The organism is Pseudomonas sp. EYE_354 (genome assembly GCF_023148575.1).
Classification (GTDB): Bacteria; Pseudomonadota; Gammaproteobacteria; order Pseudomonadales; family Pseudomonadaceae; genus Aquipseudomonas.
The window spans coordinates 147690-162612 of sequence record NZ_JAHXNQ010000013.1; the positions used below are offsets into that span (position 1 = coordinate 147690).

The 14923-nt window shown below is 56.1% G+C and carries 16 protein-coding genes; 2 read left to right on the forward strand and 14 right to left on the reverse strand.

Features of this window, described 5'->3' with window-relative positions:
* Positions 1-20: 20 nt before the first annotated feature.
* The 14 genes from KZX66_RS18775 to rpmH form a co-directional block, all read right to left on the reverse strand.
* Entirely contained in the window at positions 21-557 is a 537-nt protein-coding gene (locus KZX66_RS18775) for a F0F1 ATP synthase subunit delta (RefSeq protein WP_248082040.1), read from the reverse strand.
* 12 nt (positions 558-569) lie between these two features.
* A complete protein-coding gene (locus KZX66_RS18780; RefSeq protein ID WP_015886647.1) occupies positions 570-1040 on the reverse strand; it encodes a F0F1 ATP synthase subunit B in 471 nt (156 codons plus the stop codon).
* A gap of 57 nt (positions 1041-1097) precedes the next feature.
* Positions 1098-1355, reverse strand: coding sequence for a F0F1 ATP synthase subunit C (atpE, locus tag KZX66_RS18785; protein ID WP_002555987.1), 258 nt, complete (start codon positions 1353-1355; stop codon positions 1098-1100).
* A gap of 133 nt (positions 1356-1488) precedes the next feature.
* Positions 1489-2358: a F0F1 ATP synthase subunit A gene (gene atpB / locus KZX66_RS18790; protein ID WP_248082042.1), complete on the reverse strand. Its 870-nt coding sequence runs from the start codon at positions 2356-2358 to the stop codon at positions 1489-1491.
* Positions 2359-2374: 16 nt separating this feature from the next.
* Complete coding sequence (locus tag KZX66_RS18795) at positions 2375-2782, reverse strand: F0F1 ATP synthase subunit I (protein ID WP_248082044.1); 408 nt, start codon at positions 2780-2782, stop codon at positions 2375-2377.
* A 148-nt stretch (positions 2783-2930) separates the two neighbouring features.
* A complete protein-coding gene (locus KZX66_RS18800) occupies positions 2931-3803 on the reverse strand; it encodes a ParB/RepB/Spo0J family partition protein (RefSeq protein WP_248082046.1) in 873 nt (290 codons plus the stop codon).
* A gap of 9 nt (positions 3804-3812) precedes the next feature.
* Positions 3813-4610 (reverse strand): ParA family protein, encoded by a 798-nt coding sequence (locus KZX66_RS18805; protein ID WP_150295431.1) that lies wholly within the window; start codon positions 4608-4610, stop codon positions 3813-3815.
* An 18-nt stretch (positions 4611-4628) separates the two neighbouring features.
* A complete protein-coding gene (rsmG, locus tag KZX66_RS18810; protein WP_248082048.1) occupies positions 4629-5273 on the reverse strand; it encodes a 16S rRNA (guanine(527)-N(7))-methyltransferase RsmG in 645 nt (214 codons plus the stop codon).
* Positions 5270-7162 (reverse strand): tRNA uridine-5-carboxymethylaminomethyl(34) synthesis enzyme MnmG, encoded by a 1893-nt coding sequence (gene mnmG / locus KZX66_RS18815; protein WP_248082050.1) that lies wholly within the window; start codon positions 7160-7162, stop codon positions 5270-5272. Before mnmG ends, rsmG begins: the two co-directional genes overlap by 4 nt.
* Positions 7163-7715: 553 nt before the next feature.
* A complete protein-coding gene (gene mnmE, locus KZX66_RS18820; RefSeq protein WP_248082052.1) occupies positions 7716-9086 on the reverse strand; it encodes a tRNA uridine-5-carboxymethylaminomethyl(34) synthesis GTPase MnmE in 1371 nt (456 codons plus the stop codon).
* A 79-nt stretch (positions 9087-9165) separates the two neighbouring features.
* Positions 9166-10869 carry a membrane protein insertase YidC gene (yidC, locus tag KZX66_RS18825; protein ID WP_248082054.1) on the reverse strand — a complete coding sequence of 568 codons (1704 nt, stop codon included), beginning with the start codon at positions 10867-10869 and terminating at the stop codon, positions 9166-9168.
* Between the two features lie 2 nt (positions 10870-10871).
* The gene (yidD, locus tag KZX66_RS18830) at positions 10872-11117 is read right to left on the reverse strand and encodes a membrane protein insertion efficiency factor YidD (RefSeq protein ID WP_010207715.1); all 246 of its coding nucleotides are present in this window, start codon (positions 11115-11117) and stop codon (positions 10872-10874) included.
* Entirely contained in the window at positions 11110-11514 is a 405-nt protein-coding gene (gene rnpA, locus KZX66_RS18835; RefSeq protein WP_010565857.1) for a ribonuclease P protein component, read from the reverse strand. The genes yidD and rnpA overlap by 8 nt, the downstream gene beginning before the upstream one ends.
* Before the next feature lie 16 nt (positions 11515-11530).
* A complete protein-coding gene (gene rpmH, locus KZX66_RS18840) occupies positions 11531-11665 on the reverse strand; it encodes a 50S ribosomal protein L34 (protein WP_003213577.1) in 135 nt (44 codons plus the stop codon).
* A gap of 586 nt (positions 11666-12251) precedes the next feature.
* Here rpmH and dnaA point away from each other — a divergent pair.
* Both dnaA and dnaN read left to right on the forward strand, forming a co-directional pair.
* Positions 12252-13772, forward strand: a complete 1521-nt coding sequence (dnaA, locus tag KZX66_RS18845; protein WP_248082056.1) for a chromosomal replication initiator protein DnaA — start codon at positions 12252-12254, stop codon at positions 13770-13772.
* Positions 13773-13810: 38 nt separating this feature from the next.
* Positions 13811-14914, forward strand: a complete 1104-nt coding sequence (gene dnaN / locus KZX66_RS18850) for a DNA polymerase III subunit beta (RefSeq protein WP_248082058.1) — start codon at positions 13811-13813, stop codon at positions 14912-14914.
* The last annotated feature ends 9 nt before the right edge of the window (positions 14915-14923 follow it).

Genomic DNA, 14923 nt, shown 5'->3' on the forward strand with positions numbered 1-14923 from the left:
GCTCTGCTGCCCCTTCAAACTCAAGATTTCAATGCTTCGGCAAGTTTCGCGATTTTGCCGCGAATCGAGCCATCGATAACCAGGTCGCCGGCACGGATAACAACACCACCAATCAGGGATGCGTCCTCCGAAGCTTGCAGGCGCACTTCCCGATTGAGTCGTGCACTGAGAACCTTGGCGAGTTTGTCTTGCTGTTCTTGGTTCAATGCAAAAGCACTGGTCACTTCAACGTCTACCGATTTCTCTGCTTCGGCCTTGTACAGGTCGAACAGAGCGGCGATCTCCGGCAACAGCTGGAGACGGTCGTTTTCGGCAACGACGTTGATGAAGTTCTGCACTTTCACATCAAACTTGTCGCCGCACACTTCAATAAAAGTGGCGGCCTTGTCTGCGCTCGTCAGGCGCGGGGCCTTGAGCACGCGCTGCATGGTGTCATCTTGCGACACTGCTGCAGCCAGGCCGAGCATGGCTGACCAAGAGGCCAGTTGCTGGTGGGCCTGGGCGTGCTCGAAGGCTGCCTTAGCGTAAGGTCGGGCCAACGTGGTCAGTTCTGCCATGATCGCCCTCGCTTAAATTTCAGCAGCCAGTTTATTAACCAGCTCCGCGTGCGCGTTTTGATCGATAGTGGCACCGAGGATCTTCTCAGCACCGCCGACCGCCAGAGCACCCAGTTGGGCACGCAGCGCGTCTTTGACGCCGTTCAGTTCCTGTTCGATCTCGGCATGAGCCGAAGCCTTCACACGGTCAGCTTCGACGCGGGCTTTTTCAACAGCCTCTTCGACGATCTGGTTACCGCGTTTCTTGGCTTGCTCAATGATTTCAGCTGCCTGTGCTTTAGCATCGCGCAGTTGATGACCCACTTTTTCTTGGGCCAGCTCCAGGTCGCGAGCTGCACGGCTGGCAGCGTCCAAACCGTCTGCGATCTTCTTCTGACGTTCGTGCAAAGCCGCGATGACCGGAGGCCACACGAACTTCATGCAAAACACTACAAAAATGAAGAACGCAACGGATTGGCCAATCAGGGTTGCATTAATGTTCACGCCAACACCTCGCTCATTCGTTGTCCATCACCCCAATCAACTCGAAAATTCGAGTGATTAGCCAGCGAGTTGACCAACGAAGGGGTTCGCGAAGGTGAAGAACAGAGCGATACCAACGCCGATCATGGTTACGGCGTCGAGCAGGCCGGCAACGATGAACATTTTAACTTGCAGCATTGGGACCATTTCTGGCTGACGCGCTGCGCCTTCCAGGAATTTGCCGCCCAGCAGGCCGAAACCAATGGCAGTACCCAGGGCGCCCAGGCCGATCAACAGTGCAACAGCGATAGCGGTTAGACCAACTACAGTTTCCATCTTTCCTCCCGACTTTTACGTCGTATGGTTTAGGTTTTTTAGATTTTAAAGCGGTAAAACAAATCGTTTCATAGCCCTTTCAGGCCACCTTCCCGTTTCACCGGGAAGGACATCAGACTAGTCGAGACTGGTCTTAATGGTTCTCTTCGTGCGCCATCGACAGGTAGACGATGGTCAGCATCATGAAGATAAACGCCTGCAGGGTAATGATCAGGATGTGGAACACCGCCCACGCCCACTGCAGAACTACGCCCAGGCCGCTAAGCCAGAGCAGACCACTGCCGAACATCACAGCGATCAGAATGAACACCAGCTCACCGGCATACATGTTGCCGAACAGTCGCAGAGCCAGGGAAATCGGCTTGGCGATGAGAGTGACGAATTCCAGCAGGAAGTTCACCGGGATCAGCAGGGCTTGAACGAAAATGTTCTTGCTGCCGAACGGGTGCAGGGTCAGTTCGCCGATGAAGCCGCCGATGCCCTTGACCTTGATGCTGTAGAAAATGATCAACGCGAACACCGACAAGGCCATGCCCAGGGTGGCGTTAGGGTCCGTGGTGGAAACCGCACGGAATGGAATGTGCTGATCGCCGGAGATCAGGATGGCCAGTTGAGGAATCCAGTCGACCGGTACCAGGTCGACGGCGTTCATCAGGAACACCCAGACGAAGATGGTCAGTGCCAGCGGCGCAATCACCGGGCTGCGACCATGGAAGCTGTCTTTCACGCTGCCATCGACGAATTCGACCAGTACTTCAACGAAGTTCTGCAGGGCGCCTGGTTGACCGGAAGTCGCCTTCTTTGCCGCCATGCGGAAAATCAGGACGAAGATCAGACCCAATGCGACCGACCAACCCAAAGTATCCAGGTGGAAGGCCCAGAAGCCCATTTCTTTGGCTTCTGCTGCGGTGTGGGCAAAGCCCCAGCCGCCGTTGGGAAGCTGACCGAAGGTCAGGTTCTGCAAGTGGTGCTGGATATAGCCCGAAGCGGTTGTTTCTGCCATGGTTGCCTCAAACGCCCTAAGGTTTCGAAAGTCTTGTTTTCATTAGCAGGGGAGCGAACCAGCTGACCAGTTGGGTCAACACGAAGACGCCGAATACAGCCAGCGGCGCCAATGGCTTCACACCTGCAAAGGTCAGTGCAAACAGCACTGCCGTCAAAATCAGTTTCCCTGCCTCACCGGCATAAAAAGACCGGACGATAGCCTGGGCTGCCCGGGCGCCGGAAAACCGAAAGGCCCTGTGAGCAAAATACATATTGGGCAGCAAGGCTATCAGGCCTCCGCAGAGTCCTGAATATCCGGCTACGACTCCATGCCCGTACCAAAGCGCCAATGCGGCAATCAGCAACGTGACAAATTGAGCCAATAAAACCGGGAAAACGGCCAAGCGATGGAACGGCAACGTGTTTGGCGTGCGGGTTTCCATCACTCTTGCTCCTCAATGGTCGGCTGCCGGAAATCAATAACTTGGCATAATTTGTGCCGACAAAATGCGCGCAGAGTATAGGGGCGGTTCTGCCCCTATTCAACTGTCAGGTAGTCATTTCCGATCACACGCTACATAAGCAAATGTTTCAGCGGATGTGGGCAAGGACGCCCTGAAGCTCATCGAGCGAGTTATATCCGATGACCAATTGACCTTTACCTTTCTTGCCATGGCGAATTTGCACCGCAGAGCCCAGGCGCTCGGCCAGTCGCTGCTCGAGCCGCGCGATATCCGGGTCAGGTTTGACGGTTTCGACCGGTGCAGGTTTGCCGCTGAGCCATTGGCGAACCAGGGCTTCGGTCTGACGAACGGTGAGCCCTCGTGCGACAACGTGTCGCGCCCCTTCAACCTGTTGATTTTCGGGCAGACCGAGCAACGCACGGGCATGACCCATTTCGAGGTCTCCGTGGGACAACATGGTCTTGATCACTTCGGGCAGCGCAATCAGGCGCAGCAAGTTGGAGACGGTCACGCGGGATTTCCCCACGGCCTCGGCCACTTGTTGCTGGGTCAGCTGGAATTCCTGCTGCAGGCGCTGCAAGGCGATCGCTTCTTCGATCGGATTGAGATCTTCACGCTGGATGTTCTCGATCAACGCCATGGCGATAGCGGTTTCATCCGGCACATCGCGCACCATCGCCGGGATGGTCTCTTTGCCGGCCTGCTGGCTGGCGCGCCAGCGGCGTTCACCGGCGATGATTTCAAAGCGTCCGCCATCGATCGGGCGAACCACGATCGGCTGCATCACACCCTGGGCCTTGATCGAGTTGGCCAGTTCTTCCAGCGCCTGGGGGTCCATGTCGCGGCGTGGCTGGTATTTGCCGCGCTGGATAAGGTCCAGGGGCAGGTGTTGCAGCTCGCGTTCATCGGCCTGCACCGCTTGTTCTTCAAGCGATGTGACGGTCGGACCACTCAACAGTGCATCCAGTCCACGTCCGAGACCTCGTTTCTTGACGGCCATGGGAATTCCTTAAGTTGGCTGGGCTGCAGCGGTGCGTGGGTTGCGGCGTTGACGGCGAACCATCTCGCCGGCCAGAGCCAGGTAGGCAATGGCGCCACGCGAAGTCTTGTCGTAGGCCAGGGCCGGCATGCCGTAGCTTGGCGCTTCGGCCAAGCGGATGTTGCGCGGGATTACCGTGTCGTACAACTGCTCACCAAAGTGTTCCTTGAGCTGCGCGGACACATCGTTCATCAGGCTCAGGCGCGGATCGAACATGGTTCGCAGCAGGCCTTCGATCTGCAGGTTCGGGTTGAGCAATTCGGCGATACGCTTGATGTTATCCACAAGGTCGCTCAAACCTTCCAACGCGTAGTACTCGCACTGCATGGGGATAATCACCCCATCAGCGGCCACCAATGCGTTCAGCGTGAGCATCGACAGCGACGGTGGGCAGTCGATCAAAATGTAGTCGTAGTTCTCGCGAATCGGCGCCAGGGCGCTGCGCAGACGGCTTTCTTTCATCTGCATTTCCAGCAGCACCACTTCAGCCGCGGTCAAATCGCGGTTGGCCGGCAGCAATTGGTAGCCGCCATGCTCGGAGTAATGCATGGCCTGGGCCAGGTCACACTCGCCTATCAGCAAGTCGTAGACCGAGTTTTCCAAACCGTGTTTATCCACACCGCTACCCATGGTGGCGTTGCCCTGTGGATCGAGATCGATCAACAGCACCCGGCGCTTAGTGGCGACCAGGGATGCTGCGAGGTTGATGCAGGTGGTGGTTTTACCCACGCCACCTTTCTGGTTCGCTATCGCGAATACCTTAGCCATTCTTGCTTGTGTTCCCAATCATGCCGTGCGGCGCAGTATCAGCAGATGGCGTTGGCCTTGGCAACCGGGTACGGCCAAGGCGTGTTCGCTATCGAGGTGGAAGTCTGCCGGCAATGCTAACAGCTCATCGCTTGGATGGACGCCCTTCATTGCCAGCCAGCGGGTATCGCAGTCGCCCAGATGGCGGGTCCAGTTGCTGAAGTTATCCATGCTGCTGAACGCCCGGGAAACAATTCCGTTGAACGGCTGTTCAGGTGTGAATTCTTCGACCCGGCTGTGGATAACCTGCAAGTTATCGAGCTTGAGCTCGAGCTTGACCTGGGTCAGGAAGCGGGTTTTCTTGCCGTTACTGTCCAGACAGGTCACTTGCGACTCGGGAAACAGGATAGCCAGGGGTATACCCGGCATGCCGCCGCCACTGCCAACGTCCAACCAGCGACCATTATCGACGAAGGGCATTACGCTCAAACTGTCGAGCAAATGCCGCGACACCATCTCGTCCGGATTACGCACCGCCGTCAGGTTGTAAGCCTTGTTCCATTTGATCAACAGGGCCAGGTAGCCCAACAGCAGGTCGTGCTGGGCGGCGGTCAGGTCGACGCCCAACTGGCGTGCACCTGTGGATAACTCTTCGGCGTGTTGCGAGGTGACAGACGAACTCAAGCGCTTTGCTCCAACTGACGGCCCGCGCCGCGTTTTTTCAAATGAATCATCAACAGCGAGATGGCTGCCGGGGTCACACCAGGGATACGTGACGCCTGGCCAAGGGTTTCCGGACGAGTTATCCCCAGCTTGCTTTGAATTTCTTTCGACAGCCCGGAAATACCGGTGTAGTCGATATCCACAGGCAGCTTGGTGTCTTCACTGGCGCGCAGCCGGGCGATTTCGTCCTGCTGACGGTCAATGTAACCGGCATATTTGGTCTTGATTTCAACCTGCTCGGCGACCTGGGGATCTTCTGCGCCGCCGCCCGTCACTTCGACCAAACCTGCGTAGTCGATTTCCGGACGGGACAGCAGGTTGAGCAAGTTGTACTCGTGGGTCAGCGGCGTGCCGAATTTTTCAGCGATTGCGTCGCCCTGTTCGGTGCCTGGACGAACCCACGTGCTTTTCAGACGCTGTTCTTCCAGCGCGATGCTCTCGCGTTTTTTGCAGAAGGCTTCCCAGCGCGCGTCGTCGACAAGACCCAGCTCGCGACCTTTTTCGGTCAAACGCAGGTCGGCATTGTCTTCACGCAGGATCAGGCGGTATTCCGCCCTCGAAGTGAACATCCGATACGGTTCCTGGGTACCCAGGGTAATCAGGTCGTCGACCAATACCCCGATGTACGCCTCATCACGGCGCGGGCACCAGCTGTCTTTGCCCTGTGCACGCAATGCCGCGTTGGTCCCAGCCAGTAAACCTTGCGCGCCGGCCTCTTCGTAACCGGTAGTGCCGTTGATCTGGCCGGCGAAAAACAAGCCGCCGATCACTTTGGTTTCCAGGCTGTATTTCAGGTCGCGCGGGTCGAAGTAGTCGTACTCGATGGCGTAACCAGGGCGCACGATATGCGCGTTTTCCATGCCGCGGATCGACTGCACGATCTGGATCTGCACGTCGAACGGCAGGGAAGTAGAAATCCCGTTCGGGTAAAGCTCGTGAGTAGTCAGTCCTTCGGGCTCGATAAAGACCTGGTGACTTTCCTTGTCGGCAAAGCGGTGGATCTTGTCTTCGATCGATGGGCAATAACGCGGGCCAATGCCTTCGATCACCCCGGAATACATGGGCGAACGGTCGAGATTGGCCGCAATGATTTCGTGGGTGCGGGCATTGGTGTGCGTAATCCAGCAGCTCACCTGCTTAGGGTGTTGCTCTTTGGAGCCCATGAACGACATGACGGGAATCGGTGTATCACCGGCCTGTTCGGTCATCACCGAGAAATCCACAGAACGTCCGTCGATACGCGGAGGGGTCCCGGTTTTCAGGCGGCCGACACGCAGCGGCAATTCACGCAGACGGTTTGCCAGGGCAATCGACGGCGGATCGCCAGCGCGGCCGCCGGAATAGTTCTGCATCCCGATGTGGATAAGTCCGCCAAGGAAGGTGCCGGTGGTCAGCACCACGGATTCTGCGAAGAAACGCAGACCCATTTGGGTGACAACACCGCGTACCTCGTCTTGCTCAACGATCAGGTCATCCGCTGCTTGCTGAAATATCCACAGGTTCGGCTGGTTTTCCAGGGTTTCACGCACCGCCGCCTTGTACAGGATGCGGTCGGCTTGTGCCCGAGTTGCACGTACGGCCGGGCCTTTGCGGCTGTTGAGCACGCGAAATTGAATGCCACCCTTGTCAGTAGCCATGGCCATGACGCCGCCGAGGGCATCGATTTCCTTGACCAAGTGGCTTTTGCCGATCCCGCCAATAGCGGGGTTGCAACTCATGGCGCCGAGGGTTTCCACGTTGTGCGTCAGCAACAGGGTTTTTACACCCATTCGTGCTGACGCCAGTGCTGCCTCGGTACCGGCATGACCGCCGCCGATGACGATCACTTCAAAACGGGAAGGGAAATCCACCACGCACCTCGTGCCTGCTTATGTAGGTAATTAGGAATTGATTGGTTGAGCTGGTTTTAGAGCTTTGGCGGCAAGTATAGGGACTTAGCCCTTCCTAAAGAACCCTTTGCACAAAATTTAACCAGCTGTGGACGAATCACGGACAATAGAAATTAAAAAGAAAGAAATTTATAAGATCTTTGTTTTTATGTTTATTTCTACTGAGCCACGTTTCTGTGGATAGATCTCTACAGGCCTTATTTTACGGATTGTACAGAGATTCAAAAGTCTGTGGTCATGTGCCAATGAGGCCGTTGGATAAGTGCTTTAAGCCTGTGGATTAAATGACTGCTTATCCACAGGCAGGTTTTTACTCAGGTTTCGAGCCTTGTTATCAACCGAGCCTACGGGGGGTTATTCACAGGGCTTAATCCACAGAAAAGCGTCCGTAGGCGCCAAAGCCGCCCACGGAAAAGCCGTATCGATCGATGTGATTTCTCAGGTGAGGTGTTCGAATGCTCTGAAACGAACAGAACAGGCAGGCGCGAATGGCCTGCCTGGGATCAGCAAAGGGCTATTTACCGATGCAAAAACTGGAGAAGATCCGTCCCAGCAGATCATCCGAGCTGAATGCACCGGTGATTTCTCCTAACAACTGCTGAGCCTGACGTAAATCTTCAGCCAGCAGCTCTCCTGCGCCTGCCAGGGTCAGTTGGGCTCTACCGTGCTCCAAGGCAGCACTTGCATGGCGCAAGGCCTCCAAGTGCCTGCGACGCGCACTGAAGCTGCTCTCCGAGGTTTGCTCGTAGCCCATGCAGGCTTTGAGATGATCGCGCAGCAGTTCCAGACCCTCTCCGGCCGATTTGGCGCTCAGGCTGATAGTCACGTGGCCATCGCCGCTGGTTTCCAAGGCGATATCGTCACCCGTCAGGTCAGCTTTATTGCGGATTAACGTGACTTTGGCCGGGTCCGGCCGTTGCTCGAGGAATTCCGGCCACAGAGCAAACGGATCCGCAGCTTCCGGCGCTGTTGCATCTACCACCAGCAGTACTCGGTCTGCTTCGCTGATGGCCTTGAGCGCACGCTCAACGCCAATTTTTTCCACCTGGTCATCGGTGTCGCGTAGGCCCGCGGTGTCAACCACGTGCAACGGCATACCATCAATGTGGATATGTTCGCGCAGGATGTCCCGTGTGGTGCCGGCAATCTCAGTGACGATGGCCGCTTCACGCCCTGCCAGGGCATTGAGCAGGCTGGACTTACCAGCATTGGGACGCCCTGCGATGACCACTGTCATACCGTCACGCAGCAAGGCACCCTGCCCGGCCTCACGCAGCACTGTGGATAACTCATCGCGGACTTTGTCCAACATCGCCAATACATGGCCATCGGCGAGGAAGTCGATTTCTTCCTCCGGAAAATCAATCGCCGCTTCAACGTAGATACGCAGGCTGATCAGTTGCTCGGTCAAGTTATGCACACGCAGGGAAAAAGCACCCTGCAACGAGCGCAGTGCATTGCGCGCAGCCTGCGCAGAACTGGCCTCGATCAAGTCGGCAATGGCCTCGGCCTGGGCCAGGTCGAGTTTGTCGTTGAGGAAGGCACGTTCGCTGAATTCTCCTGGGCGGGCCAGACGGCAACCCAACTGCAGGCAGCGTTGCAGCAACATATCCAACACCACTGGGCCACCGTGCCCTTGCAACTCCAGCACATCCTCACCGGTGAACGAGTTTGGCCCTGGGAAGTAGATGGCCAGCCCTTCGTCCAACACGCTTTCATCCGCATCCAGAAATTGGCCGTAATGGGCGTAACGCGGCTTTAACTCACGGCCGCTGATGGCCTTCGCCGCGTGGCCTGCGAGCGGTCCGGAAATACGCACAATACCGACCCCGCCGCGACCTTGAGCGGTTGCGACAGCGGCGATGGTTTCACGAGGAGCACTCATCAGCAGGTTCCAGGACAAAAGTGACGGAAAGCAAAACGCCCCACTAGGGGGCGTCTTGAGTGGTTACCCACAGAGTAAATTACGCCTCGGCTTTTTTGGTAGTCGCTTCGATTTTACGTGTGATGTACCACTGTTGAGAGATCGACAATACGTTGTTGACCACCCAGTACAGCACCAGACCAGCTGGGAACCACAGGAAGAAGAAGGTGAAGATGATTGGCATCATTTTCATCACTTTAGCCTGCATCGGATCCGGCGGAGTCGGGTTCAGACGCTGCTGGATAAACATGGTCGCGCCCATGATGATCGGCAGGATAAAGAACGGGTCTTTGATCGACAGGTCAGTTATCCACAGCATGAACGGTGCCTGGCGCATTTCTACGCTTTCCAGGAGCACCCAGTACAGCGACAGGAATACTGGCATCTGTACCAGAATCGGCAAGCATCCACCCAGCGGGTTGATCTTCTCTTTCTTGTACAGCTCCATCATGGCTTGCGACATTTTTTGCCGGTCGTCGCCATGTTGCTCTTTAAGAGCGGCCAGTTTCGGTGCTACGGCACGCATGCGCGCCATCGACTTATAGCTGGCAGCCGACAGTGGGAAGAAGATCCCCTTGATCAGCATGGTCAGGAAGATGATCGACCAGCCCCAGTTACCCACAATGCTGTGGATATGTTGCAGCAACCAGAAGATCGGCTGGGCAATGAACCACAGAATCCCGTAATCCACAGTCAGTTCCAGACCTGGGGACAACTCTTTCAGCACGGCCTGGCTTTTTGGGCCGGCGTACAGGGTAGCGCTGGTTTCAGCCTTGGCGCCTGGCGCAACGGTCAACGCCGGGCCGGTGTAGCCGATGATGTAGTTACCTTTGCTGTCTTTGCGCGCCAGTACTGCATTGTTCTGGCCTGGCTGAGGAATCCAGGCGGTCACGAAGTAGTGCTGCAGCCAAGCTACCCAGCCACCGTTCACGTTATAAGTGATCGGCGCCTTGGTTTTATCTTCGGCCACTTTATCCATGTCTTTCATGGATACTTTTTTGTACGGCTCCGAACTTGTCCACAGGGCTGCGCCCAGGTAAGTCGCGGTGCCGGTCGCGGTGCTGGACGAAGGATCAGAGCTGGCATCACGCTTGAGCTGGGCAAACATTGCACCGGTCCAAGGTTGAGCGCTCTGGTTGTCGATCAGATAGGTGACAACGATGTCGTACAGGCCACGCTTGAGTGTGAAGCGCTTGATGTAATTGACGCCGTCCTTGCTGAACTTCAAGTCCACGACCAATTGGTCCTGGCCTTCAGCCAGTTGATAACTCTTCTTTTCCGAAGAGAAAATCGGACGACCGGTTGCGCTTGCATCGGGACCGTTGGTGCCGATCAGGCCGCTTTGCGCCTGGTAAACACGTTCGCCACCGTTATCGAACAACTGGAAAGGAATTTCCGGATGGTCCTGACGGCGCGGATAGAGCGGCAGTGTCAGTTTGGCAACATCGCCACCTTGCGGGTCGATCGCCAAGTCCAACACATCCGTCTTGATCTGGATGAGGTCGGTGCTTGTGGCCACTGCAACTTCGGCAGGTGCTTTTGTTTCGCCCGCTGCGCGTGGAATGTCATCACTGGCGGCAGTATTGGTGCCACTTACTGTATCGGGAAGCCCCGCTGGAACAGCATTGGCAGCAACATTCTGAGTCGGCAGGGCAGCTTGGCCGTAGTCCTGGTTCCATTTAAGGACCATGACGTAGGACACGATTGCCAGGGCGACGATCAGGATCGTGCGTTTAATATCCATGATTACTCGGCCATCGAAGAAGAACGGGAGGTAGGGATAGGCGGAACCGGGTCATAACCACCGGGATTCCACGGATGACAGCGACCTAAACGACGAAAGGTCAGCCAGCCACCGCGCAGAAGACCATGATTTTCTATGGCCTCTAACGCGTAGCAGGAACAACTGGGGTAGAAACGACAGTGGCTGGCCATCAGAGGACTAATGGCATAGCGATAAAACTGGATCGGAACGAGGGCCAGTTTACGCATCAAGGCTGTCTACCCCTACAGTTTCGGTGCTGACTGCTGGTGCTGGCTTGTTGGTACGCGCCAAACGTTTCCAGAGCTTGCCGAAATGCTGAATCAATTCGGGGTTTTCTACATCCCCCAAGCCTTTGCGCGCGACGATAACAATATCCCAACCAACCAGAGTGTCCTGGTGGAGGCGAAACGATTCGCGCATCAGACGCTTGAGGCGATTGCGCTCAACGGAGAGCTTTACGCTCTTCTTGCCGATCACCAGTCCGAGACGGGGGTGATCAAGATCGTTGTTACGCGCAAGGAGCAGGAGATTTTTCCCCGGAACCTTGCCGGTGGGGGAGTCAAAGACTGCCTTGAAATGCCGGGGGGTTAGCAGACGCTTTTCCCGACTGAAGTCCTGACTCACCACCAGTACCGGATTATCAAACTGCCAGACGCGCACGACCTTTGGCGCGACGACGCGACAGGACAGCACGGCCGTTCTTGGTAGCCATGCGAGCACGGAAGCCGTGAGTACGGGCGCGTTTGATGGTGCTTGGTTGGAAAGTACGTTTCATGGCGTTGTTACCTGGTTCGTCCACAACGGGCCGGAATGGCCCCCGTTTTAAGAGACCGGCGATTCTAGAGAAAGCAAGCCTCTAGGTCAATTTCCAACCAGCTTTTCCTTCAATTAGATCTCTACAGGTGAAAGCGACCGTTTCTATCAGCCTACCTTCCATGGGCAATGCCATAGATATAAAAATAAAGAAGGAAGTTATTTAAAGCTTTTCTGTAAAGCTTATAAAAGCTAGGCAGCCATTCCTCTGTGGATAACTGCCTTAAGGCCTTGTTTTACGTTGTGTACAGAGGATGACAACACGGGGGAGAAACGGTGTTCTGCCTGTGCTGCGCTGTCGGATAACCTGTGCGTGGAATGACATTTTATCCACAGGCGGGTTACCCACAGACTTTCTCCCCCACTTGTGCAACGAGCTCAGGTGCGCTTATCCACAGAGCTTATGCACAGACCATTGGTCGCCTTTTTTACAGATAAGACGTTGATTTTGGCTGGCCTGTGAGCAACCTACATGTGGATAAGTGGGCTGCCGGTCGCTACAATGGCGGCTGTTTTTGCCTCACCGGCTTTCAACTTAGGGGATATCCGTGTCAGTGGAACTTTGGCAGCAGTGCGTGGAGCTTTTGCGCGATGAGCTGCCTGCCCAGCAATTCAACACCTGGATCCGTCCGCTACAGGTCGAAGCCGAAGGCGACGAGTTGCGTGTCTACGCACCTAATCGTTTTGTTCTCGACTGGGTCAACGAGAAGTACCTGAGTCGCGTTCTCGAGTTACTCGATGAACACGGCAATGGCCTCGCCCCTGTGCTTTCCTTGTTAATAGGCAGCAAACGTAGCTCTGCCCCGCGTGCTGCGCCGAACGCCCCGTTGGCGGCAAGCGTCTCGCAGGCACAGGCCGCAGCGGCACCCGTTAATCATTCGACCGCGCCGGTTGCCCAGACGCCTTCCAAATCTACGTCGCCAAAAAATGCGCCTATAAATGAAGAGCCGTCCCGCGACAGTTTTGATCCGATGGCCGGTGCCAGTTCCCAGCAAGCGCCGGTACGCGCCGAACAGCGCACCGTGCAGGTCGAGGGTGCGCTCAAGCACACCAGCTATCTGAACCGTACCTTTACCTTCGAGAACTTTGTCGAAGGCAAATCCAACCAGTTGGCTCGTGCCGCTGCCTGGCAGGTCGCAGATAACCCCAAGCATGGTTACAACCCGCTCTTCCTTTACGGCGGTGTTGGTTTGGGTAAGACCCACTTGATGCATGCTGTGGGTAACCACTTATTAAAGAAGAACCCGAATGCCAAGGTCGTGTACCTGCACTCGGAACGCTTCGTGGCTGACATGGTCAAGGCCTTGCAGCTCAACGCCATCAACGAGTTCAAGCGGTTCTACCGCTCTGTGGACGCCTTGCTGATTGATGACATTCAATTCTTCGCGCGCAAGGAACGTTCCCAGGAAGAGTTTTTCCACACGTTCAACGCCCTGCTCGAAGGCGGCCAGCAGGTCATCTTGACCAGTGACCGTTACCCGAAGGAAATCGAAGGCCTGGAAGAGCGTCTGAAGTCGCGCTTCGGCTGGGGTCTCACCGTTGCGGTCGAGCCGCCGGAGCTGGAAACACGCGTGGCGATCCTGATGAAAAAAGCCGACCAGGCCAAGGTCGACTTGCCGCACGATGCCGCATTCTTTATTGCCCAACGTATTCGTTCCAACGTGCGTGAGCTTGAAGGCGCGCTCAAGCGGGTCATCGCGCATTCGCACTTCATGGGCCGCGACATCACCATCGAGTTGATTCGCGAATCCCTGAAAGACTTGTTGGCGCTGCAGGACAAGCTGGTGAGTGTGGATAACATCCAGCGCACCGTGGCCGAGTACTACAAAATCAAGATTTCCGACCTGCTGTCCAAGCGCCGTTCGCGTTCGGTAGCACGTCCGCGTCAGGTGGCCATGGCCCTCTCCAAAGAGTTGACCAATCACAGTCTGCCGGAAATCGGCGATGTGTTCGGCGGCCGCGATCACACTACGGTCTTGCACGCATGCCGCAAGATCAACGAACTTAAGGAATCCGACGCGGACATTCGCGAGGACTACAAGAACCTGCTGCGTACACTGACTACGTAATGACACCAGTGCAGCTTATTAAGGCAAGGGACTAGACCATGCATTTCACCATTCAACGCGAAGCCCTGTTGAAACCCCTGCAACTGGTCGCAGGCGTCGTCGAGCGCCGACAGACCTTGCCGGTGCTATCCAACGTATTACTGGTTGTCGAAGGCCAGCAATTGTCTTTGACCGGTACCGACCTGGAAGTCGAACTGGTGGGGCGTGTGCAGCTGGAAGAGCCTGCTGAACCGGGCGAGATCACCGTACCGGCGCGCAAGCTGATGGATATCTGCAAAAGCCTGCCGAATGACGCGTTGATCGACATCAAAGTCGATGAGCAAAAGCTGGTGGTCAAGGCCGGGCGCAGTCGTTTCACGCTGTCGACGTTGCCGGCCAATGACTTCCCTACGGTAGAAGAAGGTCCAGGTTCCCTGACCTGTAGCCTGGAACAAAGCAAGCTGCGCCGTCTTATCGAGCGCACCAGCTTCGCCATGGCTCAGCAGGATGTGCGTTACTACCTCAACGGCATGTTGTTGGAAGTATCCGAAGGCATCATCCGCGCCGTAGCCACTGACGGTCACCGTTTGGCCATGTGCTCGATGCGTGCGGAAATTGGCCAACCGGACCGTCACCAGGTGATCGTGCCGCGCAAAGGTATCCTCGAACTGGCGCGCCTGCTCACTGAACCGGATGGCAATGTCAGCATTGTTCTTGGCCAGCATCACATCCGCGCTACCACCGGCGAGTTCACCTTCACCTCGAAGTTGGTTGACGGCAAGTTCCCGGATTACGAGCGCGTATTGCCCAAAGGTGGTGACAAGCTGGTGATTGGTGATCGTCAGGCTCTACGTGAGGCGTTCAGCCGTACGGCGATTCTGTCCAATGAAAAGTACCGTGGTATCCGTCTGCAACTGGCCAACGGGCAGCTGAAAATCCAGGCCAACAACCCTGAGCAGGAAGAAGCAGAAGAAGAAGTGGGCGTCGACTACAATGGCGGCTCGTTGGAAATCGGCTTCAACGTAAGCTACTTGTTGGACGTGCTGGGTGTGATGACCACCGAACAGGTTCGCCTGATCCTGTCAGACTCCAACAGCAGCGCCCTGGTACAGGAATCCGATAACGACGACTCGGCTTACGTTGTCATGCCGATGCGCCTGTAATCATGCTCA

What these genes read in the sequence shown, in the direction of transcription:
- KZX66_RS18775 (WP_248082040.1), bottom strand. Translation starts at nt 557, where the DNA reads ATGGCAGAACTGACCACGTTGGCCCGACCTTACGCTAAGGCAGCCTTC.
- atpE (WP_002555987.1), bottom strand. Translation starts at nt 1,355, where the DNA reads ATGGAAACTGTAGTTGGTCTAACCGCTATCGCTGTTGCACTGTTGATC.
- atpB (WP_248082042.1), bottom strand. Translation starts at nt 2,358, where the DNA reads ATGGCAGAAACAACCGCTTCGGGCTATATCCAGCACCACTTGCAGAAC.
- KZX66_RS18795 (WP_248082044.1), bottom strand. Translation starts at nt 2,782, where the DNA reads ATGGAAACCCGCACGCCAAACACGTTGCCGTTCCATCGCTTGGCCGTT.
- KZX66_RS18800 (WP_248082046.1), bottom strand. Translation starts at nt 3,803, where the DNA reads ATGGCCGTCAAGAAACGAGGTCTCGGACGTGGACTGGATGCACTGTTG.
- KZX66_RS18805 (WP_150295431.1), bottom strand. Translation starts at nt 4,610, where the DNA reads ATGGCTAAGGTATTCGCGATAGCGAACCAGAAAGGTGGCGTGGGTAAA.
- mnmE (WP_248082052.1), bottom strand. Translation starts at nt 9,086, where the DNA reads ATGAGTGCTCCTCGTGAAACCATCGCCGCTGTCGCAACCGCTCAAGGT.
- yidC (WP_248082054.1), bottom strand. Translation starts at nt 10,869, where the DNA reads ATGGATATTAAACGCACGATCCTGATCGTCGCCCTGGCAATCGTGTCC.
- yidD (WP_010207715.1), bottom strand. Translation starts at nt 11,117, where the DNA reads ATGCGTAAACTGGCCCTCGTTCCGATCCAGTTTTATCGCTATGCCATT.
- rpmH (WP_003213577.1), bottom strand. Translation starts at nt 11,665, where the DNA reads ATGAAACGTACTTTCCAACCAAGCACCATCAAACGCGCCCGTACTCAC.
- dnaN (WP_248082058.1), top strand. Translation starts at nt 13,811, where the DNA reads ATGCATTTCACCATTCAACGCGAAGCCCTGTTGAAACCCCTGCAACTG.